Here is a 19547-nt window from a genome sequence, read left to right on the forward strand (position 1 = left end):
ATCGGCACGTCGAACCCAACGAGCCACATCCCGCCGAGGTACCGGCCACATCATCAGTTCATCCGAACCGGTCATGTGCGGAGGATGGGACTAGCGAGGACAACGACCGCCTGCGGGTTCTTGAGCAGGGTGGTGGCGCGGCGGGTGAAGCCGTCGCGGGTGCGGAGCCCGGTGAGCGGGTCACGGCGGGCGGTGTGCAGGCGGCGGCGCATCCACACCGTGTGGACCGACCAACCAGCCGCAAGCGGACCAGCGGCGGCAATGGTGGCTAAGAGGCTGCTCATGCCGCCACCGCCTCGGTGCCGTCGTCGTTGTTGTCCCGCTCGGTGTCGGGGTCGACGCTGTTCGGGTCGTCACTCGGGAAGCTCCTGGGCATGCCCGGCACGTCGATGGTGCGCCGGTACACGCCGGCCAGGAACTCCACGGCACCGACCGGGAACTCCGACCAGTCGCCGTTGGCCCCACGCACCACCACCGGCCAGGTGTCCGGGTCGGGAGAGCTCATCCTTCAGTAGAACCCAGAAACACGACGACGGCCTGCACAACCCCAACGGGCTTGTGCAGGCCGTCGTCACGCAGGCCCCGGATTTACCAACAGCGTCCGGATCCCGGTGCGGGCCGCCCGCTTATTCTTTGCCTGCACACAGGCATAGCGGGGGGCCGCCGCGGACGTCATCAAGGACAGCAAGCCCGCCGAGGAAGATCCCAGAACAACAAGAGAAGGTGACGATGGATGCCGAGGGCCAGGAAAACTTCCGGGAGTTCGTGGAGAACAGGTCGTCCGCGCTGCTGAAGACCGCCGTCTTGCTCAGCGGCGGCGACCGGCACGCGGCCGAGGATCTGCTGCAGAACGCACTGATCAAGGCCGCGGGACGCTGGCACCGCATCGACGAGCCCGAGGCGTACGTACGGCAGATCCTCTACCGGCAGCAGGTGAACCGCTGGCGGCTGAAGTGGCCGCGGCGCGAACTGAGCGTCCCCGAGCCGCTGGAGAGCCCCGCGCACAAAGGCGCCGACGACGGGCCTGGCGCGGCCGACCTGCGCATCGTCATGCGCGCCGCACTGGCCCGGCTCACCGCCCGTCAGCGCACCGTCCTCGTCCTGCGCTACTTCGAGGACCTGCCCGAGGCCGACGTCGCCCGTCTCCTCGGCTGCTCGGTCGGCACGGTGCGGTCCACCACGCACCGCTCCCTCGCCCGGCTGCGGGGCCTCGCCCCCGAACTGGCCGCACTCGGCCCCGCGGACGCCGAGCAGCAGCCGTCCCGTGACTTCTCGCCTGTGGAGGTGCGTCCGTGAACGCCGACGAGCTGGTGCGCGACTCGCTGCGCGAACAGGCCGCCGAACAGCCGACACTGGGGCCGGGCTTCGCCGAGCGGGTGCTGACGGTCCGACGGCGCCGTCGGTCCCGGGCGCTCGCGTCCGCCGCCGCGGCCACCGCCGCCGTGGTCGCAGTCGCGGTGGCGGTCCCGCTCCTGGACTCCGGCAAGGACGACGTGCGCCTCGCGAGCGAGATGAACCCGAGCGACATCATCGCCCACCCGGACCAGACACCGCCGGGCGACCTGATCGCGGCGGGGGACGTCGCGCTGGTCGCGTACTACACCTGGAGCAACGTCAAGCAGACGGACGACCGCGCTGTCGCCGTCCGCACCTACCGGCTCCTCGACCAGAAGACCGGCAAGTACGTGAAGACGACCAAGTGGTCCTTCATCGACGTCGCTCCCGGCATGCGGACCGCCGCCGTCCTGGAAAAGGACCTGCCCGCCAAGCGGATCGGCCTGCTCAACCTGCTCACCGGCGAGGTCGAGCGCTGGATCCCGGTCGACCGCGGCGTCGCGGGCGTCGAGTTCTCGCCCGACGGCAGCAAGCTCGTCGCGACGACGTACAGCAAGAACCCCGACCTGCGGTACAAGGCGGACTACGACAGCGACGGCGACGGCAAGAAGAACGACTGGATGTCGCAGCTCGGCCAGTCGAGCCGGACCGGCTTCTACGTCCTCGACGTGGACTCCGGGAAGGGATCCTGGAGCGAGGTCACCGACGTCGACGAGCACAACGTCCGCCAGGACTTCGCCTTCAGCCACGACGGCAAGCTGGTCTACTCCGGGCTCAGTTCGGCTCCCCACATGCAGTACTACGACTTCGCGGGCAAGAAGGTCGCCAAGCCCGCGAACGAGGAGTACGTGCTCTGGTTCAACGACGCGGGGCTGTCCCCGGACGGCAAGCTCGTCGGGGGCGGCTACGCGGGCAACAACAAGCAGAGTGCCTCCGTGCTCCTCGACCCCTACACCGGCAAGTGGGTCACCAAGGTGCGCGGGCAGCAGTTGCTCGCCTGGGCCGACAACAAGCGGCTGATCGCCTGGGACATCACGCCGGGCTCGAACGAGTTCCACAACCGGCTCGTGCTCGTCACGGTCGGCAGCGACAAGGTCGTACCGCTGAGCGGCTTCCGCAAGGGAAACGACGGTGCGGCCGGGCGCTGGACGCCGATCTTCGCCGAACGCTGATCAGGCGGCCGCCAGCCGCTCGTACGGCGCCAGCATCCCGTCGGCCGCCTCCCGGCCGGCGGGCCGCAGCGGTGCGCGGACCGGGCCCGCGGGCAGCCCGAGCGACCCGAGCAGCGCCTTCGCTGTGACCGTGCCGGGCAGCCCGGACGTCATCATCAACTCGATGAGCGGGAGGGCCTGTTGCTGCCGCAGCGCGGCGCCCGCGGTGTCACCTGCCGCCGGCCACGAGCCGCTCGGCCAGCTGCTGGGCCCCGTCCAGGTCCAGGGCACCGGATTCGCTGAACGGCGTGATCATCGCGCACAGGGCGCGGCCGAAGGGAGCGGTATCGCGTGACGTCGTCATGGCTGAAGTGTCGGCTCCTGCTCGCCCTCCTGGAGGTGGGTGATCCTGAGTACCCGGCCTACCTGACGTTCAGGAGGGATCCGGAGCCAGGGATCGACACGTCTGCTTACCGGCGGCCGTAGCGCAGTCGGGCCGAGGAACTGACATCTACCGCTGACATCAACGGCGGTGGATCACAGCAGCCATGCACGCCCCCTCGCAGCACCGGCAGCCATGGGAGCGCCAGCAGCAGAGGACGTCCGGGCGAACTTGTAAAGCGGCGGCCGGCACCTGGCGGATGAGATCATCCTTGGGTGGCAGACGCACAGCTTCCTCCGGGGTGGACCCTTCAGCAGATCCGCGACGCATCCGGGGACCAAGAGGCTGTCGTCCTAGATCCAAACAGGGCGGTGAAGTGGGTCGCCTTCGTCGAAGCCGACGAGGTGCTGCAACCAGAAATCGTGCTCGGGTTCCACAGTCTGTGCCTCGTGAAGCCCGTCCGTGACGACGACTGGTACATGGGCAGCCTGTGCAAAGACGGCAGCGTCGACTGTTGGACAGCCTACGACGACCTATACGAAGCACTACGCGGCCTGTAGGGGCACGGGCTGAGTGTCTGACTGCGCTACACCGACCCCACACCGAGGCGGACGTCCACGGACTCTGGCGAACAGTCCTCACAGGTCAAGGACAGTTGAGCCGCAGGTCATGGGGTCGGTCGCATTGCTTCGGGACGAAGAAGTCAGGGAGGAGGGAGACGCTGTCTCGCCCCCCCGAACGGATGGGCGAGATTACGTGGCAGTCGGTGATTGCTCGGGGTGATCCTCGGGCCCTGCCGAGCCGCTCCCAGGGGGACCCGGCAGCCGAGCGCTCAGAGGCTCAGGGCGCCCGGTGGGACGCCGTACGCGACCCCGTACGACGTCAGCGCCAGCAGCCCGCTGCCCTGGCGTCTACATCGACGACTGCACGATGACCAGCAACAACACGCATCCCGTCTCGGCGCAGGATGCTCGGATGGCGCTCACGGACGCGCAATTGGAGGCGTGCGTGTTCTGCCGACCGGACACCGAGCTAGGGATCCTCGACTGAGCCCCCGCACGAGCGAGTGTGGGGGCTCGATCCATATTCGGATGGCCGGAGCACACTGGGAGTATGTCCGGACAAGCGCCCGTGATCGTTCACCCGCCGCAGCCGGACGGCGGACGGCGGGTGACGATCCGCGATGATTACGTCGGCACGGCGTACCACCTGCTCGACGTGGTGGAGTTCCTACGCCTCGCAGGCCTGCCCGAGGCTGATACGAAGATCGACGACCCGGAGCTGCTCGAATGGCACGGCGGGGGACCGTCCTACTGGGCTCCGGAGGCGCGCGGCTGAGGTTGTGCGGTTGGGTATACGTGAGCCCCCGCACGAGCGTGTGCGGGGGCTTCGCTGTGCCCCTGTACATGCCCGGACGAGCCGAGAGACCCTGGATGATAGGCAGGCCCATCCGGGCTGGGGGCTGTGCCGTGCAACGCTGCTCCTGCCATGGGGTGCGCAATGCGAGTGGAATTGATCAAACGCGCCGCCGACGTGCTGCTGGACGTCCCCGCCGACGCGCGCAAGGAGATCATCATGCTCATTAGCGCCGCAGCCGAGGCTCCGTTCCCGCCGCCAGGGGCGAAAGCGGCAGCGTTCGGCAATCAGTGCTGGGTCGAGTACATGGCCCGGGGCAACGTGATCGAAGTGATTGACGTCGGGTGTCTCTGCTGACGGAGCTACGCGGCGGCGCTCTGCTCGGTCCAGATGCGTCCGCACCTGGTGCAGCGGGCGACGGGGTCCGTGGACCGAGGTCTACCTCCTCAACCCCTGCGTGGTTACGCCAGACGGCGAGTGGGAAGCCTGGCCCGTCGCCCACTGGCTGCCCGGCGCACTCCGCTACCAGTCCTTCTGGGACTTGATGAACGACGAGTACCGACATTTCCGAGGCGAATGGTGACGCCCAGAGCGCTGCAACGCTGGTAACAGAGCGCTTGTCGAATGCGTGTCGACGTTCCCAGCCACACCTCCCTGAGCCTCCCTCCTTGCCCAGGTCAGAGGCCGATCACCCGTCGAAGCACCCAGCGCCTTCTAAGCGCTTGGCCGCAGGTTCGAGTCCTGCCGGGGGCACACAGTCCGCACGCCATCAGGCCCTCCCTCGGGAGGGCCATTTCTGCAGGTCACCGCACCGTAGCGAGGGTGACGTAGAGAACGCACAAGCGCCGGACCGCCCCCAGGTCTGGCGGGGAGAGTCCGGCGCTGTCCGGCTGTCACCGGGTTTCTACGGGTGGCCACGGTGGATACACGGTGGCGCTCCCGGAGCCGCGCTCAACGCTCTGGCAGATCGGGTAGGTCCCCTCCGGCCTCGATGCGCTTCTTGAGATCCGGCAGGTGACCGACGATGCACCGGGCGTAGATCGCGAGCAGTACCGGGACACTGTTGCCCGCCCACTCCGCCACTTGTGCCGGCGGGACGCCATCGTTGAGCCAGTTCGTCAAACAGGTGTGCCGAAGGTCGTACACCCGCTTGCCGAGCGGAGAGGCGCACTCCTGAGGGTCGAGGACCTCGCGCCGTGCGCTCCCCCAGGCGCGCCGGATGACAGACCCGGCGAGCATCTCCCCCTTCTCCCACGGGAAGAGAAGATCACCGGGCTTTGTCAGTGCCAGGACGTACCGTGTGCGTTCCTGTACGAGCGTCACCTGCGAGTGATCGCTGGGGACTAACTGTCCGAGGAGTCTGACCGTGAATCCTGCCGTGCCCGCCGACGGGCGCTCTGATTTCAACTTCATCTTCGCCCGCTGGCGGGTGCGCAACCGCAAGCTGGTGGACGTCACCGATCCGTCCTGCGAGGAGTGGATCGAGTTCGACGCTACCTCTGAGGCTGAACCGATCCTGGGCGGGCTGGGCCACATCGACCGGATATGGACCGACAACTTCGAAGGCTTCACACTTCGCCAGTTCGATCCCGAAGCCAAGGTCTGGCGGATCTGGTGGGCCTCCAGCACCAGGCCCGGACACCTTGACCCACCCGTCGAGGGACGCTTCACCGATGGCCGCGGCGAGTTCCTATGCGAAGACGTGCTGGGCGGGCACGCCGTGCAGGTCCGGTTCGTGTGGAGCTTCCCCGCCCCGGACACTCCCCGGTGGGAGCAGGCGTTCTCCTACGACGACGGAGCCACGTGGCGAACCAACTGGACCATGGACCTCATCCGGATCCCGTAGGGATGGCACACCAGAAACCACGCTGGGACGCTTGCCAGGCATCGCCATGACACTCAGTGACTGCTGACGGCCAGTTACCTCCCCAGTAACTGGCCGCCGGTGGAAAACTCCACATGGCCGCTGTCACGGTTGTCACCCGGTGCCTATCAGGGTGTGTGCTGCCGCTGCCGCGGCATGACTCGGACCTTGGCCGCGGCAGCATCTCGGCCCGAGAGGGCAGCGTAGAACGAGCTGCTCTGTACTCGACCTGGGTTCTCGGGGTCGGTGACGCGCCAGAAGAAGAACTCCTCCGCATCATCCTCGACGGCTTCCCACCGGTTGATCCCTGAGGGCAGAGGGTAGTTGAGCCAGACTCCGACCGAGTACGTGTAGTCACGGCTTGTGCGCTCGCGCATGTTTCGCCACTTCGGTGACCCGAGACACACGTTGATGCGGAGGTCCGGCCGGCCGTCAGGCCCGATGAAGAATCGTTGCCCGTCTCTACCGCGCAGGGCATGCGTCCACGACGCCAGGTCGGGAGCAACTGATGAGCTTCCGCTTACCCCCGTCAAGATCCGCCAAGTTGACGATCGGCGACACCTGAACGAAAGGTTTCAGTGGGAGCGATGCGTCAGCCTCGGCAAGGTCGCAGGTGCCAGAGGTGATCAGTGCCCACCTCGACATGTCCTCTGCATGGATCTGCATGGGGATGTCACCCGTGTATTCGACAGCATGGTCCCGGCCTGTCGTCGTGATGAGAGGCGCAGCTCCCGTGAAAGACAAGTTGAGGACAGGCGACTACGCCGCCCTGCGTGAACTCTTCGAGAGCATCCAACACTCCGGCGGGCCAGTGCTCGCGCGAAGGCGCCGGCCCATCATCGACGAAGCTGGTATCTGGTGGAGGGGCGCAAGCGCCTGCCATGATCACCCTGTGACCGACTCGACTGCCACGAGATTGAGCAGAGCCCTCGACTGGGCAGGGCTGATCCCGTCCGCCCTCCTCCTTGCGGGCGGCATCAGGGACTACCGCGACGACGGGTCCGTGGGCTGGCCGATCAGCGGAGCGTTGTTGGTTCTGGTCAGCCTCTGGGTGATCTATCGCGGGAGTCCTCGCCGGGTCGACAAGACCGCCGAGTTGCCCTAGACGTACAGCACAGTCGTACCGCAACCCCAGCAACCGTCCAGCAGCGTCCTTCCAGGCCGTGACGCCACCGGTATGACCGTCACTGACCGATCCGGCCAGAGCTACGGATCAGAAGGTGCCCGTGCCCGACGTATTCGGGCGTTCCGACAACGCAGCCGCCCGTGGTGATCGGCGCGGCGGCCACCGCAAAGTCGTAAGGCAGTACGAGCGCGGGCTTCGGGAAGCGCTGGGCCATCTCTTCCCGGCTACCGACCCATACCAGGCGCCGCTCGCGTACAGCCTCGGCCACCGGGATCCGGGCCGCCAGTCCCACCTGCGCCCAGGGGGCGGCGATCTGCAGCGGAATCCCCGTCAGCAACGCCAGCCGCAGTACCGTCTCGCCTGACGGCAGCAGGTACACGACACCCACAGACGCACCGGCCTCCAGCATCACCCGGACCAGAGCAGGGTCCAGCAGCTCCAGGCCGGAGCCCGCAGCAGGGAAAGGAGCTCCAGCTTCCCGCACGTTCTCACCCTCCCTGGGTGACACCGGGCCGGGGTCCCCTCACGCGCCCGTAGCGATTCCGGGCGGCTGCAGCGCCGATGTCGCGAGCAGCGTCGATCCGTGCCCGGCCGACCCCGCCTCGCCCCGTAGGCCGGCACCGCCCCGTGCACCGGAGCCCGGGCGGCCCAGGCACCTCCGGCACAGCGGCGCAAGGGCGGTTTCGCGCCGAGGGAAGGTCACCCACCTGCTGCGCGACTTCCCGTACCCGTTCCAGCAGCTCCGCGCCGAGGACCAGCGTCACCTACCGCACCTTCGCGGCCTCCCGCCAACGGCGCCGGGTCCGCCAGGCCACTTGCCGGGGTACCGGATGGCAGTGCCGTCGGCCACGACTCGCCGGCGCCGGTGCGTCGCACCAGCCACACCGAACGTCGCGCATATAGGGACAATACGCTCGCCTTGTCGTAAGGGCACTCGACGTCGGCACGTCACGGACGGTCGCCGCCCAAGTTCGCAGAGTCCCCAGGATCAGCTCAGCCGGCCGGGGAATGCGCTTGCTCGTGCTCGGGGCCGGCGAGGCGGCAGGCGTCGGTGACGGTCTTGGTCCAGCCGCCCCGGAGGAGTCCAGGGCGACACGCGGCTGCACCGGACGTAGGCCACCGGACCCTCGTGTCAACAGCGCTCGTGATCAATACAGCTAGTCCGCGATGCCGGTGAAGGCGGTCACCCGGTCGACCGTGGCACGGATCAGGTACTCCCCCGGGACCGAGTTTCGCTGTCCGTACCGGTCGGCCCGGTCGGCGCCCATGTAGCGGGCGCCGATCCTGGTGGCCCAGTGGCGGAGGTCGGCCGGGTCCTCGGTGAAGGTGGCGGTGCATTCGAGCATGACGTACGCATAGGGCGGCTCCTGATCGTCGATGCAGAGCGCGAACCGGGGGTTCCTGCGCAGGGACTTCGCCTTGAGGGATTCGTGCCACGTGGTGAAGAGAACCTGCGGCCGGCCGGCCTCGGCACCCTCGGTCTCGTCGAGTAGGAACCACACCGGTGTGACATGGGGGCGGCCGTCCTTGCGGTGGGTCGCCAGCTTCGCCGTTCGGGTGCCGGAGAGAGCGAAGGCACGCCACTCGGCCTCGGACATGGGCTGCATGGATGGGACGCTCCTCTGCTGTCCTGCGCTGTTCGTTCCGGCGCTCTCCTCGGGGGTGGCGCAGAACTTGACGCCGTCATTGCCCGCGCTCTTGAGCGGCTTGACCACGACGCGGGTGCCCAGCTCCTGGTGCCACTGCGCAAGTTCGTCGGCGCTTGTGGCGAGCAGTTGCCTGGCGCCGCGCACCCCGGCGGACTTGATCGTCTCGATCATCGTGAACTTGTCGCGGCGGGCGGCGCTGAGCTCCGTGCCGTTGGTCGGCAGGCCCATGGCCTCGCTGAGCCGGTCGGCGAAATGAAGGAGAGAAGGAGGTGCCCGCCGTCAGGCGGCGGCGTCGGCGAGGACCGGCGCGCTCTGCGGCTCGGCGGCCGTCCTGCGAGCAACGGCGGCTCAGTTGGAGAGATACTCGGTGTCCTAAGCTGGCCGGACCGGAAGAGGATCTCGACATATGGCGTGTTCAGGGACACAACGCGGCGCCTCGGCGCTCATTCTCGAGCCAGTCCCGCTGTCCGTCCATGAATGGGCGCTACGGAACGGCTCGCTCCGCAACGCCAACGATGCTGCGACCGAATTGGGCCTGTCTGTGGGCGAGTTGGCTCATGCGCGGGACAACCTGGTGGAACTCGGGTTGCTTGTATCCAGTACCGACGGCGGCGGGGGTCGAGAGCCGCTTCCAAGCAGGCTATCGCGCTTGGCAATTGGGGATTCCGCTGGGAGAGAGCGACGAGCCCGGCGCATCCGGGACGGATTGACGCACCAGCGGTTCCGGGCGGGCCGACGCGATCGCGGCCTCGCCCCCGGACCGGGCATCGGACGGTTATTGACATATCTGTGAATCAGGCGCGTTCTGTTCACCACCCGGCGGGCGAACAAGGCACAATGCCCAGGCAGCAGGCGCACAACCCTGCCCTGTCGGCGACGGATTCGGCTTACTATCGGCAACCGGGCCATGGGGCTGGACGCCGCCTCCTTCTGCGTCACCTCCGACCGAGGCGGACCCTTCACGAACCGGGAGGAACCCATGGCGGAGCAGAGGGTGACGCTCACCCCGCGCCGCAGATCCGGCGCGCGACCGGGCCTCCCCGGGGCCTGTTTGGGTACCGCAGGTGAGTGCACCTATCTTGGCGCACATGCAGTCCTACACAATCGGCCAGGCCGCCCGGCTGCTGGGCGTGAGCCCGGACACCGCGCGGCGATGGGCAGATGCCGGCCGGATGGCGACCCACCGTGACGAGGGTGGACGGCGGCTCATCGACGGCCAGGATCTGGCCGCCTTCTCCGTGGAGCTTGCCAGGACCGGCAGTGGCGAGGAGGACGCCTCGTACACCTCGGTCCGCAACGCCTTCCCTGGCATCGTCACCGCCGTGAAGCTCGGCGATGTCGCGGCGCAGGTGGAGATCCAGGCCGGTCCGCACCGACTGGTCTCGCTGCTGACCCGGGAGGCCGTGGAGGAACTGGGCCTGGAGGTCGGCATGGAGGCAACTGCCCGCGTGAAGTCGACGAACGTGCACATCGACCGCACCTGACCCGGCGCTCATGGGCGGCGGCCCCGTGGATCACGCTCCTGCGGGATGTGCTCCGCGACCGGGGCGCCCATCGGATCCGCCGGGCTCACCGAGTTCCTTTCCGCGGTGTGCCGTCCACGAGGTGTATCCACCGTCCACGCGTATCTCGCTGATGCCGCTGATGTGGCGGGCACCGCAGCGGTCCTGGGGCAGCACGACCTGAGGTCCGGCGCGGTCGAGCGGGCTGTCGTCGATGCTGACCGCGAGCAGGACGGCGGCACGGCCGAAGTCCGGGTCGATCTCCGCCCAGGAGAGGAGGGCGTGGTGGCCGTCCGCGCCCGTCACGGCGACCAGGAAGCGAAGCCGGTCCTTGCGCCGAGCGGGGTCGAAGGCGGGCCGGCGGCGGACAGGACGTCGTGCAGCAGCGGTCCCGTGAACCCGTGGTGCTGGACGCCGCTGGTGGCGCACTCGAAGCTGACCCGCACGCGATGCTGGGGCCAGGCGAGCAGGTCGGACGCGGTCAGCCGGCCCGGGCGCGCGAGGTCCCCGGTCAGGGCGAGCTCCGCCACCGGATCGGCAGCCCGTTCCGTCAAGGGCCGGCTCACTGGCAACCACCTCCCGGATGACGCTACCCGGACCGCAGCCCCGTACAAACGCACATGCCCACCTTGCCCAACAACTGTCCAGCTCATGCAATGCAACAGAAGACTTCCCCCTTGCATCTGCGGCAGTATCATCCCCGTGGTGCATACCCACCGGACCGGGGAGGCGGCTGCATTGACGGGCGTCGGTGTCGACGCGCTTGGGCGCCGGGTCGGCGGCGGCAGGCTGCACGCCGAGCGCGACGAGCCGGACCGCCGGGTCGTCCTCGGACCGGACAGAGAAGAATTCAGAGGGAGTAGACCCGTGATGACCCGTTCCGCACGCCGGACCCGCCGGACTCTGCAGGTGGCCGTTGCAGGTACTGCTGCGCTGCTGGCACTGAGCGCCTGTTCCTCGTCCGACGACTCGTCGTCCAAGTCGGACTCGCCCGCCTCGGCGCCCACGGACTCGCCGAAGAAGCTGTCCGGCACGGTGACCGTGTTCGCGGCCGCCTCGCTCAAGGAGAGCTTCACGGCCCTGGGCAAGGAGTTCGAGAAGGAACACCCCGGTACGAAGGTCACCTTCAACTTCGGCGGCAGCGACACCCTCGCCGCCGGCATCACCGGTGGCGCCCCGGCAGACGTCTTCGCCGCGGCCAGCCCCAAGACCATGGCGATCGTCACCGACGCGAAGGACGCGTCCGGCACCCCCTCCACCTTCGTGCGCAACCAGCTGGAGATCGCCACCCTGCCGGGCAACCCCGACAAGGTTTCCTCCCTCAAGGACCTCACCAAGTCCGGTCTCAAGGTCGTCCTGTGCGACAAGACCGTGCCGTGCGGCGCCGCCGCGCAGAAGGCCCTCGATGCCAGCAGCCTGAAGCTCACCCCCGTCTCGTACGAGCAGGACGTCAAGAGCGCCCTGACCAAGGTCGAGCTGAAGGAGGCCGACGCCGCGGTCGTCTACAAGACGGACGTGAAGGCGGCAGGTGACAAGGTGGAGGGCGTGGAGTTCCCCGAGTCGGCCGACGCCATCAACGATTACCCGATCGCCCTGCTCAAGGATGCGCCCAACGCGGACGCGGCAAAGGCCTTCATCGAACTGGTGCAGTCCACCGAGGGCCAGAAGGTCCTGACCGAGGCCGGGTTCCTCAAGCCGTGACCTCGCTCGACAAGTCCGACGCCGCGACCGAGCCCGTCCCGGGCAGGCCGCGGCGCGAGCGCGTCCGGGGCCGCCGCGCGGGGGTTCCGCTCCCGCTGCTGGTGCCCGCGCTGATCGGCCTGGTGTTCCTGCTGCTGCCCCTGGTCGCGTTGCTCGTACGGGCGCCGTGGCGCAGCCTGCCGGACCAGCTGACCAGCACGGAGGTCTGGCAGTCGCTGCAGCTGTCGCTGGTCTGCGCCACCGCGGCCACCGCGGTGAGCCTGGTCATCGGTGTGCCGCTGGCCTGGTTGCTGGCCCGTACGGACTTCCCCGGACGCGGCCTCGTACGCGCCCTGGTGACCCTGCCGCTCGTTCTGCCTCCGGTGGTGGGCGGTGTGGCACTGCTGATGGCTCTCGGCCGCAACGGCGTCGTGGGACAGTGGCTGGACTCCTGGTTCGGGATCACGCTGCCGTTCACCACGGCGGGGGTCGTGGTCGCGGAGGCGTTCGTTGCCATGCCGTTCCTCGTCATCAGCGTGGAGGGCACGCTGCGGGCCGCCGATCCTCGCTACGAGGAGGCCGCCATGACCCTGGGCGCCTCCCGTTTCACCGCTTTCCGCCGGGTCACTCTGCCGCTGATCGCCCCCGGCATCGCGGCCGGCTCCGTGCTGGCATGGGCACGCGCCCTGGGCGAGTTCGGCGCGACGATCACCTTCGCGGGCAACTTCCCGGGACGTACGCAGACGATGCCGCTGGCCGTCTACCTGGCGCTGCAGAGCGACCCGGCCGCGGCGATCGCGCTCAGTCTGGTGCTGCTGGCCGTGTCGATCGCGGTGCTGGCCGGGCTGCGGGACCGTTGGATGACAGTGTCATGACCCACATCGACAGCAGCGCCGCCACCACCGTCTCCGCAGCCGCACGCGGCGACGGCCTCGACGCCCGTCTCGTCGTGGAGCGCGGTTCCTTCCGACTCGACGTGGCACTGACCGCCGCGCCCGGTGACGTCGTCGCGCTGCTCGGGCCCAACGGCGCCGGAAAGACCACCGCGCTGCGCGCGCTGGCCGGGCTCACCCCGCTCACCGGCGGTCATCTGAGCCTCGACGGCGCCTCGTTGGACCGTACGCCGCCCGAGTCCCGTCCGGTCGGCGTCGTCTTCCAGGACTATCTGCTCTTCCCGCACCTGTCCGCCCTGGACAACGTCGCCTTCGGCCCCCGCTGCCAGGGCGCGTCCAAGGCCGAGTCCCGCGCGCAGGCCGCACAGTGGCTGGACCGCATGGGCCTCGCCGACCACGCCGCCGTCAGACCCCGCCGTCTCTCCGGCGGCCAGGCACAGCGCGTCGCCCTCGCTCGCGCCCTGGCCACCCACCCCCGGCTGCTGCTGCTCGACGAACCGCTCGCCGCCCTGGACGCCCGCACCCGTCTGGAGGTGCGCGCCCAACTGCGCCGCCACCTTGCCGAGTTCGAGGCGGTCGCCGTGCTGGTCACGCACGACCCGCTGGACGCCATGGTCCTCGCCGACCGCCTCGTCGTCATCGAGCACGGCCGCATCGTCCAGGAGGGCGCCCCCTCCGACATCGCCCGTCATCCGCGTACGGACTACATCGCCCAGCTGGTCGGCCTGAACCTCTACCAGGGGCGGGCCGAAGGCCACACCGTACGACTCGACGCGGGACCCGCGATCACCACCACCGAGGACCTCACCGGCCCTGTCTTCGTCGCCTTCCCGCCGGGCGCCGTGACCCTGTACCGCGACCGCCCCACCGGCTCCAGCGCGCGCAACCTGTGGCGGTGCGAGGTGGCCGGTCTGGAAACCCACGGTGATCAGATCCGCACGGACCTCACCGGCGAACTCCCCCTCGCCGCCGACCTGACCACGGCCGCCGCGGCCGAGCTCGACCTCTACCCGGGCGCCACGGTCTGGGCAACGGTCAAAGCGACCCAGACGCACGCCTACCCCGCCTGATCGGAGGGGCGCCTTGAGCGTTCCGCCATTCAGCGGCGGCGGGCGGCGCCGACGGCACTGCGGTGCCGCCACCGACCTGGGCCGTCATGCCCGAAATGCGACGTTCGTACTCACATGCGAATCTGATAGTGGCCCATTTTCCGAGAGCGACAGCCGCTAACAGGAGGCACGATCGTGAGCAAGAAACAGAGCCGGCAGAACCGTGGTGCCCGCACTGGCGGCCATGAACGCAGTGCCGCTGTGGAGACGAAGGAGCAGCAGCCGCAGACGACGGACGCGCCTGGACCGGTGCGCTCGATATCGGAGCCGGTGTCCCACAAGAAGCAGCGAAAATTCGGCCACAACTGATCTCCGGCGGTCGACCGTCACACGGAGACCGCAGTGTCGGCGCACCCCTGAGGGGCCATCACATGGGCCCCCTCAGGGGCGTCTTGCGTCCGCGGACGGGCAGCCGTCGACCGAACGACGGTCAAGTCACCGACTGCTCGGTCCAGATGCACTTGCCGGTGGCGGTGTAGCGGGCGCCCCAGCGCTGGGCGAGCGCAGCGACCAGTTGCAGCCCGCGGCCGCCCTCGTCGGTCTCGGCCGCGTGCCGGATGCGGGGGGTGGTCAGGCTGCCGTCGGAGACCTCGCAGATCAGGCCCTCCGCGCGTAGCAGCCGGAGTCCGATGGGGCTTCGCCCGTACCGGACGGCGTTCCCGACCAGCTCGCTGACCAGGAGTTCCGCGGTCATGGCCAGATCGTCGAGCTGCCAGTCGGCCAGCTGGTCCCGGACGTGATGGCGGGCCTCCTGTGCGGCGATCGGACCGTCGGAGAGGACCCAGCCGGCGATCGACTCGGCAGGTATCGCGCGGGTGCGGGCGACGAGCAGCGCGGCGTCGTCCGTGAGCTGCTGGCCCGGCAGCAGCTCGGCCAGGATGTTGTCACAGAGCCGCTCCAGTGCTGCCGCCTCGTCCTGGTCCTGTACGGCGGCAGCGGCCGTGGCCAGCGCCTTCGTCAGGTGGGTCATGCCCCGGTCGATGTCCCGGGTGGCGGATTCGATCAGCCCGTCCGTGTAGAGCACGAGCAGGCTGCCCTCCTCCAGGACGGCTTCGGTGGTCTCGAACGGCGGGAGAGCGGCGCCCAGCGGCGGGTCCGGTGGGCGGGTGAGGAACTCGGTGGTGCCGTCCGGGTGCACGATCGCCGGCGGGGGGTGCCCGGCGGAGCCGAACGTGCACGTGCGGGTGACGGGGTCGTACACGGCGTACAGGCACGTTGCGTAGAAGTCGTCACCGAGGTCGTTGACCACGTCGTTGAGGCGGTTGAGGAGCTCGTCGGGCGCGAAGTCGAGATCGGCGAGCGTGTGCACGGCGGTGCGCAGCCGGCCCATGGTGGCCGCCTGGGACAGACCGTGTCCCATCACATCGCCGATGACCAGCGCCACCCGGGCGCCGGACAAAGGGATCACGTCGTACCAGTCGCCGCCGACCTCGACGCCCTCGTTGGCGGGCAGATAGCGGGCGGCGGCAGCGACGGCCGGCAGCGTGGGCAGGACGTCCGGCAGCAGACCGCGCTGGAGCTCCTGGGCCCTGGTGTGCTCGGCGTCGAACAGCCGGGCGCGTTCGATGGCCTGTGCCATCAGCCCGCTGAGCGTGATGAGCAGCGCCCGCTCCTCCCCGCTGAGGTGGCGCGGTTCGGTGAAGGAGATGACGCAGCACCCGGTGAAACGTCCGGAGACGATCAGCGGCAGGAAGGCCCAGGCGGACTTGTTGATCGCCGCGGGGGAGTCGACCCGGTCGGGATAGCGCTCGGCGTAGTCCTCCGCCGAGTCGATGAAGGTCGGCGTCCTGGTGCGGTGCACCTCCTCGACCGGGGTGATGTCGTTGACCGGCACCCCGTCGACCCGGTCGAGAAACGATTGTGGGTATCCGACCGCCCCGGCGACCCGTACCGTCTCGTCCTCGATGAGATGGAAGACGAGGCCGGAGGCGCCGAACGGTGCCATGACCCTCTCGGCGGTGGCGTTCACGACGTCCTGCATGGTCAGGGCCTCGGCGAGCGCGCCGGTCAGCTCGGTGATACGGGCGGTGCGGTCGGCCGTGACGCGTTCCGCCGTGGCGGACTCCGCCTCCTGCGACCGGATCTCGGTGACATCGGTGGCGTACACCGTCAGGCCGTCCGGCACCGGGACCAGCCGCATGTGGTACCAGCGCCGGTTGGTCGGCCACCGCACGTCGAACCCGCCCGGTGTGCCGCTTTCCGCGGCCCGCCGGAAGGCCGCCTCCAGGCCGAGTTCCACGGCGTCGACGCCGATCTCGGCGAGGGCGTCCCACAGGATCCGGCCGAGGAGGTCGTGCGAGGCGCCGAGGAACCGCTCCGCCTCCACATTGACGAAGGTGATCCGCCACCCGCTGTCGACCGCGAAGAACGCTTCACTCATGTGCAGCAGCGCGCGGCTCACCGAGTCCCGGGCGATCCGGCTCTCGGTGGTGTCCCACACCGTGCCGACCATGCGGGCAGGCCGACCGTCCTCCCCCGGCAGGACCCGGCCCCGCGCGCTGACCCAGCCCGCGGTCCCGTCCGGGCGGCAGATCCGGTACTCCACAGCGGACACCCGACGGTTGCGGATCGCCTGCTCGATCTCGACGAGCAGCCAGGGCAGGTCGTCGGCGTGGACCAGTTGGGTCCACGTCTCGAAAGTCTGTTTTGAGGACTCCCCCTCCATGCCGAGGATGGCGAGGGTCGACTCGTCCCACACTTGCTCCCCGGTGGCCAGGTCCCACTCCCAGGAACCCATCTTGAGAGCTTCCAGCGCCTGCCGCAGCAGGGTGGCGGACGGCTCTTTCGGCAGCCGGGAGACGGGCGGCTTCTCGCGCAGCCGACCGGCTTCGGTCCGGTCCGACCCCGTCCACTGGTCCCGCAGGCGCAGGGCGGCCCAGGCGGCCAGCACCTCGACGGCCCCGCGCTGCCACGGCGTGGGCTGGCCCTTGCCGACAGTGAGCACGGACAGCGCGCCGGCCGTTCCGCCCGGGGTGAGCAGCGGAACGGCCAGCAGCCCGCTGCCGTCGGGCAGCGCGGAGGTGGGCGACCACGGGGCTGAACCGTGGGGGTGGTTACCGACAGTGTCTCCGGGGGCCGATCCGTGTGTGCTGTCCGGTGAGTCACCCTGTGTGCCGGGCTCCTCGGAGACCTCCGCGGCACGGGCCCGGTCGTCATCGGCTGCGGGCATCCATACCGATGCGTCGCCGCTCACCGCCCGGGCGGGCGCGGTCTCGCTGTGCTCCTCGATCTCTTCCCAGTCCTGGGCCACGGTGCGGACCAGCCCGCTGCTCGCCATCAGAAGCAGCCCCCGGCCGCCGGGGCCCCGCACATGCACCATTCCGCCCAGGCCACCCGCCTCCGTCACCGCGTGCTCCAGCGCGAAATTGAGCAGATCGGCACCCCTGAGTTCCGCACCTGCTTCAATGATCATCCGAAGTCGCGCCGCGCCGGCCTCGTCCATGAGGAGCTGTTCAGCCATCGCTCACTTCCCTCCGCGAACCCGCGTAGGGCAGGACACCCGGAATGAGTGGTATTTCCTTTTCAGTGTACTGACGAGTCGCCCATGCGTAACGCTGGGACAACGCCCCACCGAAGCCGTCGAAGGACGGCACCGCGTGCTTCCCGGCGGTGCCGCCCGCCACCGGGACGACCGCCGCGAGTGTTACCCGGCGTCACGGCCGCCGGGCAGCCGAACTTGTCGACCGCCGCCACCCGTGCGCGCACCGCCGCGGCCGTCGTCGCGGATCTCCAGGAACAGCCGGCCCGCCGCGTGGCGGCCGGTCACCCCCGCGCGGCTCGCACCGCTGTGCCTGGCGACGTTCGCCAGGGCCTCGCAGACCACGAAGTACGCGGCCGCCTCGACGGCTTCCGGGTACCGGCCGGGCAGTGCCAGGTCCAGGTCGACGGGTATCGCCGAGCGGTCGGCCGCGTCGGCGACGGCCGCCTCAAGGCCGTAGTCGGCCAGCACCTTGGGGTGAATGCCGTGGATCAGCTCGCGCAGCTCGGCGAGCGCCCGGCCTGCCTCCTGATGGGCCTTGGCCAGCTGGTCGGCGAGGGGGCCGGGCGGGGCGTCGAGGCGGGCCAGTCCGAGGGTCATGGTGAGTGCGACGATGCGCTGCTGGGCCCCGTCGTGGAGGTCGCGTTCGATACGGCGGCGTTCCGCCTCGAAGGCGTCGACCAACCGGACACGGGAACGGGTGAGTTCGGTGACCCTGTCCCCCAACTCGCTTCTCTTCTCAGTGATCAGAAGACGGGTCAGTTCGGCCTGCGCTCCGGCCAGCAGACCGAGGACGCAGCAGCCGAGCACCAGGAGTACGAAACCGGCGGCCGCAGTGGCGAAGGCTTCGGGCCAGCCGGTGACCGTCCACTGCTTCACCACGCGGGCCTCCTCGCCGTTCCCGTACAGCTGCATCACCGCGGGGGTGGACATCAGCGACAGCGGGACGGCCGCACAGGCCCCCAGCACAAGGGCGTCGAGCGGCCACAGGACCACGGCGAGCAGCAGCGCGTACCCGAGCTCCCGCCAGGTCGCCTGCTCCCGGTAGCGGTACGTCAGCCAGCTCCACAGGCCCGGCTCGGCCGGCCGGCGGTGCGGATCGGGCGCCTGGGACCGGTCGATCAGGCGGAGCCTGCCCCGCTCCATGGCTCCCACCGGGACGCCGGAGAGGGCCGTCAGGGCGAGCAGTGGCAGCCCGACCGCCACCACTGAGAGCGCGCCGCCGAGCACCATGCCGAGCGTGATCACGACGAGTACGACGATGCCTGCGAGGGCTCCGCTCAGCAGGTAGCCGGCCGACCGCCAGGGCCAGGACGACAGCAGATAGCGGGGGCTCGCCAGGGCCTGCCACACATTCCGGGGGCGCATGGCCTCACCGTAGAAGACGCCGATCCGCCCGGACCATCCGCGCTGCCGGAGTGCCGGAGGTGGGGCCGGCCCTACCTCCGGCGCTCACTGCGGGGGCGAAGCCGAGAACCTGGGGAGGTGCCGGGCGTCGCGGCCCCGGCATGATCCGCCGGACACTCCCTGGCCTGCTCTACACGGCCGCGGCGACCAGCAGCGCGAAGGCACCCGTCGACAGCACGGTGCGGATCCGGTGGAGGGTGTTCCAGCGGGACTCGAAGGCCCGGCGGGCCGCGCTGTCGTCACCGCCCTCGGATGCCGCGAGCGCCGAGTTGAGGGGGATATTGCCGCTCACGGTGACGAGATGGCTGAGCACCGCGCAGGCCAGGGCGCCCGCGACGAGACCGGACTCGACGGACGTCCGGCCGTCGGCCGGTACGACGAGGGCGGCGACCGGGAAGGCGATCACCCCGAGGAAGAGGACGAGGAACACCGGCCCCGGCACCTTCTCGTTGAAGCGGCGCATCGCGGCGGCGAACTGGTCGTCCGGCAGCAGCTTGAGGCCCGGCATGATCCCGATCAGGAAGCACACCAGGAAGCCGGCGTAGAGGCCGGCTGTGAGGGCGGCGAGCACGAGCAGGAGGGAGGCCATGGCGCACATCATGGCGTGGCGGGGCG

Annotated in this window: 22 protein-coding genes, 1 tRNA gene and 3 pseudogenes; 14 read left to right on the forward strand and 12 right to left on the reverse strand. The window is 69.5% G+C overall.

The window, feature by feature from the left end; genetic code table 11:
- Positions 1 to 71: 71 nt before the first annotated feature.
- Both ABZV38_RS12245 and ABZV38_RS12250 read right to left on the reverse strand, forming a co-directional pair.
- Entirely contained in the window at positions 72 to 284 is a 213-nt protein-coding gene (locus tag ABZV38_RS12245) for a hypothetical protein (RefSeq protein WP_356326713.1), read from the reverse strand.
- Positions 281 to 505: a hypothetical protein gene (locus ABZV38_RS12250; protein WP_356326714.1), complete on the reverse strand. Its 225-nt coding sequence runs from the start codon at positions 503 to 505 to the stop codon at positions 281 to 283. Before ABZV38_RS12250 ends, ABZV38_RS12245 begins: the two co-directional genes overlap by 4 nt.
- Positions 506 to 729: 224 nt before the next feature.
- On the opposite strand from ABZV38_RS12250, the gene ABZV38_RS12255 reads away from it, so the two are divergent.
- Positions 730 to 1296 carry a SigE family RNA polymerase sigma factor gene (locus ABZV38_RS12255; protein WP_356326715.1) on the forward strand — a complete coding sequence of 189 codons (567 nt, stop codon included), beginning with the start codon at positions 730 to 732 and terminating at the stop codon, positions 1294 to 1296.
- Entirely contained in the window at positions 1293 to 2507 is a 1215-nt protein-coding gene (locus ABZV38_RS12260) for a WD40 repeat domain-containing protein (RefSeq protein ID WP_356326717.1), read from the forward strand. Before ABZV38_RS12255 ends, ABZV38_RS12260 begins: the two co-directional genes overlap by 4 nt.
- Here ABZV38_RS12260 and ABZV38_RS12265 read toward each other — a convergent pair.
- Both ABZV38_RS12265 and ABZV38_RS12270 read right to left on the reverse strand, forming a co-directional pair.
- Positions 2508 to 2723: pseudogene (locus tag ABZV38_RS12265) on the reverse strand (4-hydroxy-tetrahydrodipicolinate synthase); the annotation flags it as partial.
- Positions 2716 to 2850 (reverse strand): hypothetical protein, encoded by a 135-nt coding sequence (locus ABZV38_RS12270; protein ID WP_356326718.1) that lies wholly within the window; start codon positions 2848 to 2850, stop codon positions 2716 to 2718. The pseudogene ABZV38_RS12265 and the gene ABZV38_RS12270, both read right to left, overlap by 8 nt.
- A 293-nt stretch (positions 2851 to 3143) precedes the next feature.
- Here ABZV38_RS12270 and ABZV38_RS12275 point away from each other — a divergent pair, with 293 nt between their 5' ends.
- The 5 genes from ABZV38_RS12275 (at position 3144) to ABZV38_RS12295 (ending at position 4977) form a co-directional block, all read left to right on the forward strand.
- Positions 3144 to 3428: a hypothetical protein gene (locus ABZV38_RS12275; protein WP_356326719.1), complete on the forward strand. Its 285-nt coding sequence runs from the start codon at positions 3144 to 3146 to the stop codon at positions 3426 to 3428.
- Positions 3429 to 3720: 292 nt separating this feature from the next.
- Positions 3721 to 3918 (forward strand): DUF6233 domain-containing protein, encoded by a 198-nt coding sequence (locus tag ABZV38_RS12280; RefSeq protein ID WP_356326720.1) that lies wholly within the window; start codon positions 3721 to 3723, stop codon positions 3916 to 3918.
- Between the two features lie 63 nt (positions 3919 to 3981).
- Positions 3982 to 4206, forward strand: a complete 225-nt coding sequence (locus ABZV38_RS12285) for a hypothetical protein (RefSeq protein WP_356326721.1) — start codon at positions 3982 to 3984, stop codon at positions 4204 to 4206.
- Positions 4207 to 4368: 162 nt separating this feature from the next.
- Entirely contained in the window at positions 4369 to 4581 is a 213-nt protein-coding gene (locus tag ABZV38_RS12290; RefSeq protein WP_356326723.1) for a hypothetical protein, read from the forward strand.
- Between the two features lie 313 nt (positions 4582 to 4894).
- A tRNA-Arg gene (locus tag ABZV38_RS12295) sits at positions 4895 to 4977 on the forward strand.
- 198 nt (positions 4978 to 5175) lie between these two features.
- Here ABZV38_RS12295 and ABZV38_RS12300 read toward each other — a convergent pair.
- Positions 5176 to 5502: pseudogene (locus ABZV38_RS12300) on the reverse strand (site-specific integrase); the annotation flags it as partial.
- 88 nt (positions 5503 to 5590) lie between these two features.
- Between ABZV38_RS12300 and ABZV38_RS12305 the strand changes: the two are divergent.
- Complete coding sequence (locus tag ABZV38_RS12305; protein ID WP_356326724.1) at positions 5591 to 6070, forward strand: hypothetical protein; 480 nt, start codon at positions 5591 to 5593, stop codon at positions 6068 to 6070.
- 146 nt (positions 6071 to 6216) lie between these two features.
- Here the strand turns inward: ABZV38_RS12305 and ABZV38_RS12310 are convergent, their stop codons facing one another.
- Positions 6217 to 6465, reverse strand: a complete 249-nt coding sequence (locus tag ABZV38_RS12310; RefSeq protein WP_356326726.1) for a hypothetical protein — start codon at positions 6463 to 6465, stop codon at positions 6217 to 6219.
- Positions 6466 to 6980: 515 nt separating this feature from the next.
- Here ABZV38_RS12310 and ABZV38_RS12315 point away from each other — a divergent pair.
- Positions 6981 to 7193: a hypothetical protein gene (locus ABZV38_RS12315; RefSeq protein WP_356326727.1), complete on the forward strand. Its 213-nt coding sequence runs from the start codon at positions 6981 to 6983 to the stop codon at positions 7191 to 7193.
- A 79-nt stretch (positions 7194 to 7272) separates the two neighbouring features.
- Here the strand turns inward: ABZV38_RS12315 and ABZV38_RS12320 are convergent, their stop codons facing one another.
- A complete protein-coding gene (locus tag ABZV38_RS12320) occupies positions 7273 to 7698 on the reverse strand; it encodes a hypothetical protein (protein WP_356326728.1) in 426 nt (141 codons plus the stop codon).
- 673 nt (positions 7699 to 8371) lie between these two features.
- Positions 8372 to 8812: a PPOX class F420-dependent oxidoreductase gene (locus ABZV38_RS12325; RefSeq protein WP_356326825.1), complete on the reverse strand. Its 441-nt coding sequence runs from the start codon at positions 8810 to 8812 to the stop codon at positions 8372 to 8374.
- 1139 nt (positions 8813 to 9951) lie between these two features.
- Here ABZV38_RS12325 and ABZV38_RS12330 point away from each other — a divergent pair.
- Positions 9952 to 10347 (forward strand): helix-turn-helix transcriptional regulator, encoded by a 396-nt coding sequence (locus ABZV38_RS12330; RefSeq protein ID WP_356326729.1) that lies wholly within the window; start codon positions 9952 to 9954, stop codon positions 10345 to 10347.
- A gap of 30 nt (positions 10348 to 10377) precedes the next feature.
- Here the strand turns inward: ABZV38_RS12330 and ABZV38_RS12335 are convergent.
- Positions 10378 to 10931, reverse strand: a pseudogene (locus tag ABZV38_RS12335) (molybdopterin-dependent oxidoreductase).
- A 304-nt stretch (positions 10932 to 11235) separates the two neighbouring features.
- On the opposite strand from ABZV38_RS12335, the gene modA reads away from it, so the two are divergent.
- The 4 genes from modA (at position 11236) to ABZV38_RS12355 (ending at position 14356) form a co-directional block, all read left to right on the forward strand.
- Complete coding sequence (gene modA / locus ABZV38_RS12340) at positions 11236 to 12066, forward strand: molybdate ABC transporter substrate-binding protein (RefSeq protein ID WP_356326826.1); 831 nt, start codon at positions 11236 to 11238, stop codon at positions 12064 to 12066.
- Complete coding sequence (gene modB / locus ABZV38_RS12345) at positions 12063 to 12920, forward strand: molybdate ABC transporter permease subunit (protein ID WP_356326730.1); 858 nt, start codon at positions 12063 to 12065, stop codon at positions 12918 to 12920. Before modA ends, modB begins: the two co-directional genes overlap by 4 nt.
- Positions 12917 to 14008, forward strand: a complete 1092-nt coding sequence (locus tag ABZV38_RS12350; RefSeq protein WP_356326731.1) for an ABC transporter ATP-binding protein — start codon at positions 12917 to 12919, stop codon at positions 14006 to 14008. Before modB ends, ABZV38_RS12350 begins: the two co-directional genes overlap by 4 nt.
- A gap of 174 nt (positions 14009 to 14182) precedes the next feature.
- Entirely contained in the window at positions 14183 to 14356 is a 174-nt protein-coding gene (locus tag ABZV38_RS12355) for a hypothetical protein (RefSeq protein WP_356326732.1), read from the forward strand.
- Between the two features lie 121 nt (positions 14357 to 14477).
- Here the strand turns inward: ABZV38_RS12355 and ABZV38_RS12360 are convergent, their stop codons facing one another.
- From ABZV38_RS12360 to ABZV38_RS12370, 3 genes are all read right to left on the reverse strand, one after another.
- Complete coding sequence (locus ABZV38_RS12360; protein WP_356326733.1) at positions 14478 to 17507, reverse strand: SpoIIE family protein phosphatase; 3030 nt, start codon at positions 17505 to 17507, stop codon at positions 14478 to 14480.
- A gap of 183 nt (positions 17508 to 17690) precedes the next feature.
- Entirely contained in the window at positions 17691 to 18893 is a 1203-nt protein-coding gene (locus tag ABZV38_RS12365; protein ID WP_356326734.1) for a sensor domain-containing protein, read from the reverse strand.
- Between the two features lie 169 nt (positions 18894 to 19062).
- On the reverse strand, positions 19063 to 19521 hold the full coding sequence (locus ABZV38_RS12370) for a DUF1772 domain-containing protein (protein WP_356326735.1): 459 nt from the start codon (positions 19519 to 19521) through the stop codon (positions 19063 to 19065).
- Between the last annotated feature and the right edge of the window lie 26 nt (positions 19522 to 19547).

Source organism: Streptomyces sp. NPDC005181 (genome assembly GCF_040608395.1).
Classification (GTDB): domain Bacteria; phylum Actinomycetota; class Actinomycetes; order Streptomycetales; family Streptomycetaceae; genus Streptomyces.

Excerpts from the sequence above, each read along its gene's own strand:
- ABZV38_RS12245 (WP_356326713.1), bottom strand. The coding sequence starts at position 284 with ATGAGCAGCCTCTTAGCCACCATTGCCGCCGCTGGTCCGCTTGCGGCT.
- ABZV38_RS12250 (WP_356326714.1), bottom strand. The coding sequence starts at position 505 with ATGAGCTCTCCCGACCCGGACACCTGGCCGGTGGTGGTGCGTGGGGCC.
- ABZV38_RS12255 (WP_356326715.1), top strand. The coding sequence starts at position 730 with ATGGATGCCGAGGGCCAGGAAAACTTCCGGGAGTTCGTGGAGAACAGG.
- ABZV38_RS12270 (WP_356326718.1), bottom strand. The coding sequence starts at position 2,850 with ATGACGACGTCACGCGATACCGCTCCCTTCGGCCGCGCCCTGTGCGCG.
- ABZV38_RS12285 (WP_356326721.1), top strand. The coding sequence starts at position 3,982 with ATGTCCGGACAAGCGCCCGTGATCGTTCACCCGCCGCAGCCGGACGGC.
- ABZV38_RS12290 (WP_356326723.1), top strand. The coding sequence starts at position 4,369 with ATGCGAGTGGAATTGATCAAACGCGCCGCCGACGTGCTGCTGGACGTC.
- ABZV38_RS12310 (WP_356326726.1), bottom strand. The coding sequence starts at position 6,465 with ATGCGCGAGCGCACAAGCCGTGACTACACGTACTCGGTCGGAGTCTGG.
- ABZV38_RS12325 (WP_356326825.1), bottom strand. The coding sequence starts at position 8,812 with ATGTCCGAGGCCGAGTGGCGTGCCTTCGCTCTCTCCGGCACCCGAACG.
- ABZV38_RS12330 (WP_356326729.1), top strand. The coding sequence starts at position 9,952 with ATGCAGTCCTACACAATCGGCCAGGCCGCCCGGCTGCTGGGCGTGAGC.
- modA (WP_356326826.1), top strand. The coding sequence starts at position 11,236 with ATGACCCGTTCCGCACGCCGGACCCGCCGGACTCTGCAGGTGGCCGTT.
- ABZV38_RS12350 (WP_356326731.1), top strand. The coding sequence starts at position 12,917 with ATGACCCACATCGACAGCAGCGCCGCCACCACCGTCTCCGCAGCCGCA.
- ABZV38_RS12360 (WP_356326733.1), bottom strand. The coding sequence starts at position 17,507 with ATGGCTGAACAGCTCCTCATGGACGAGGCCGGCGCGGCGCGACTTCGG.
- ABZV38_RS12365 (WP_356326734.1), bottom strand. The coding sequence starts at position 18,893 with ATGCGCCCCCGGAATGTGTGGCAGGCCCTGGCGAGCCCCCGCTATCTG.
- ABZV38_RS12370 (WP_356326735.1), bottom strand. The coding sequence starts at position 19,521 with ATGGCCTCCCTCCTGCTCGTGCTCGCCGCCCTCACAGCCGGCCTCTAC.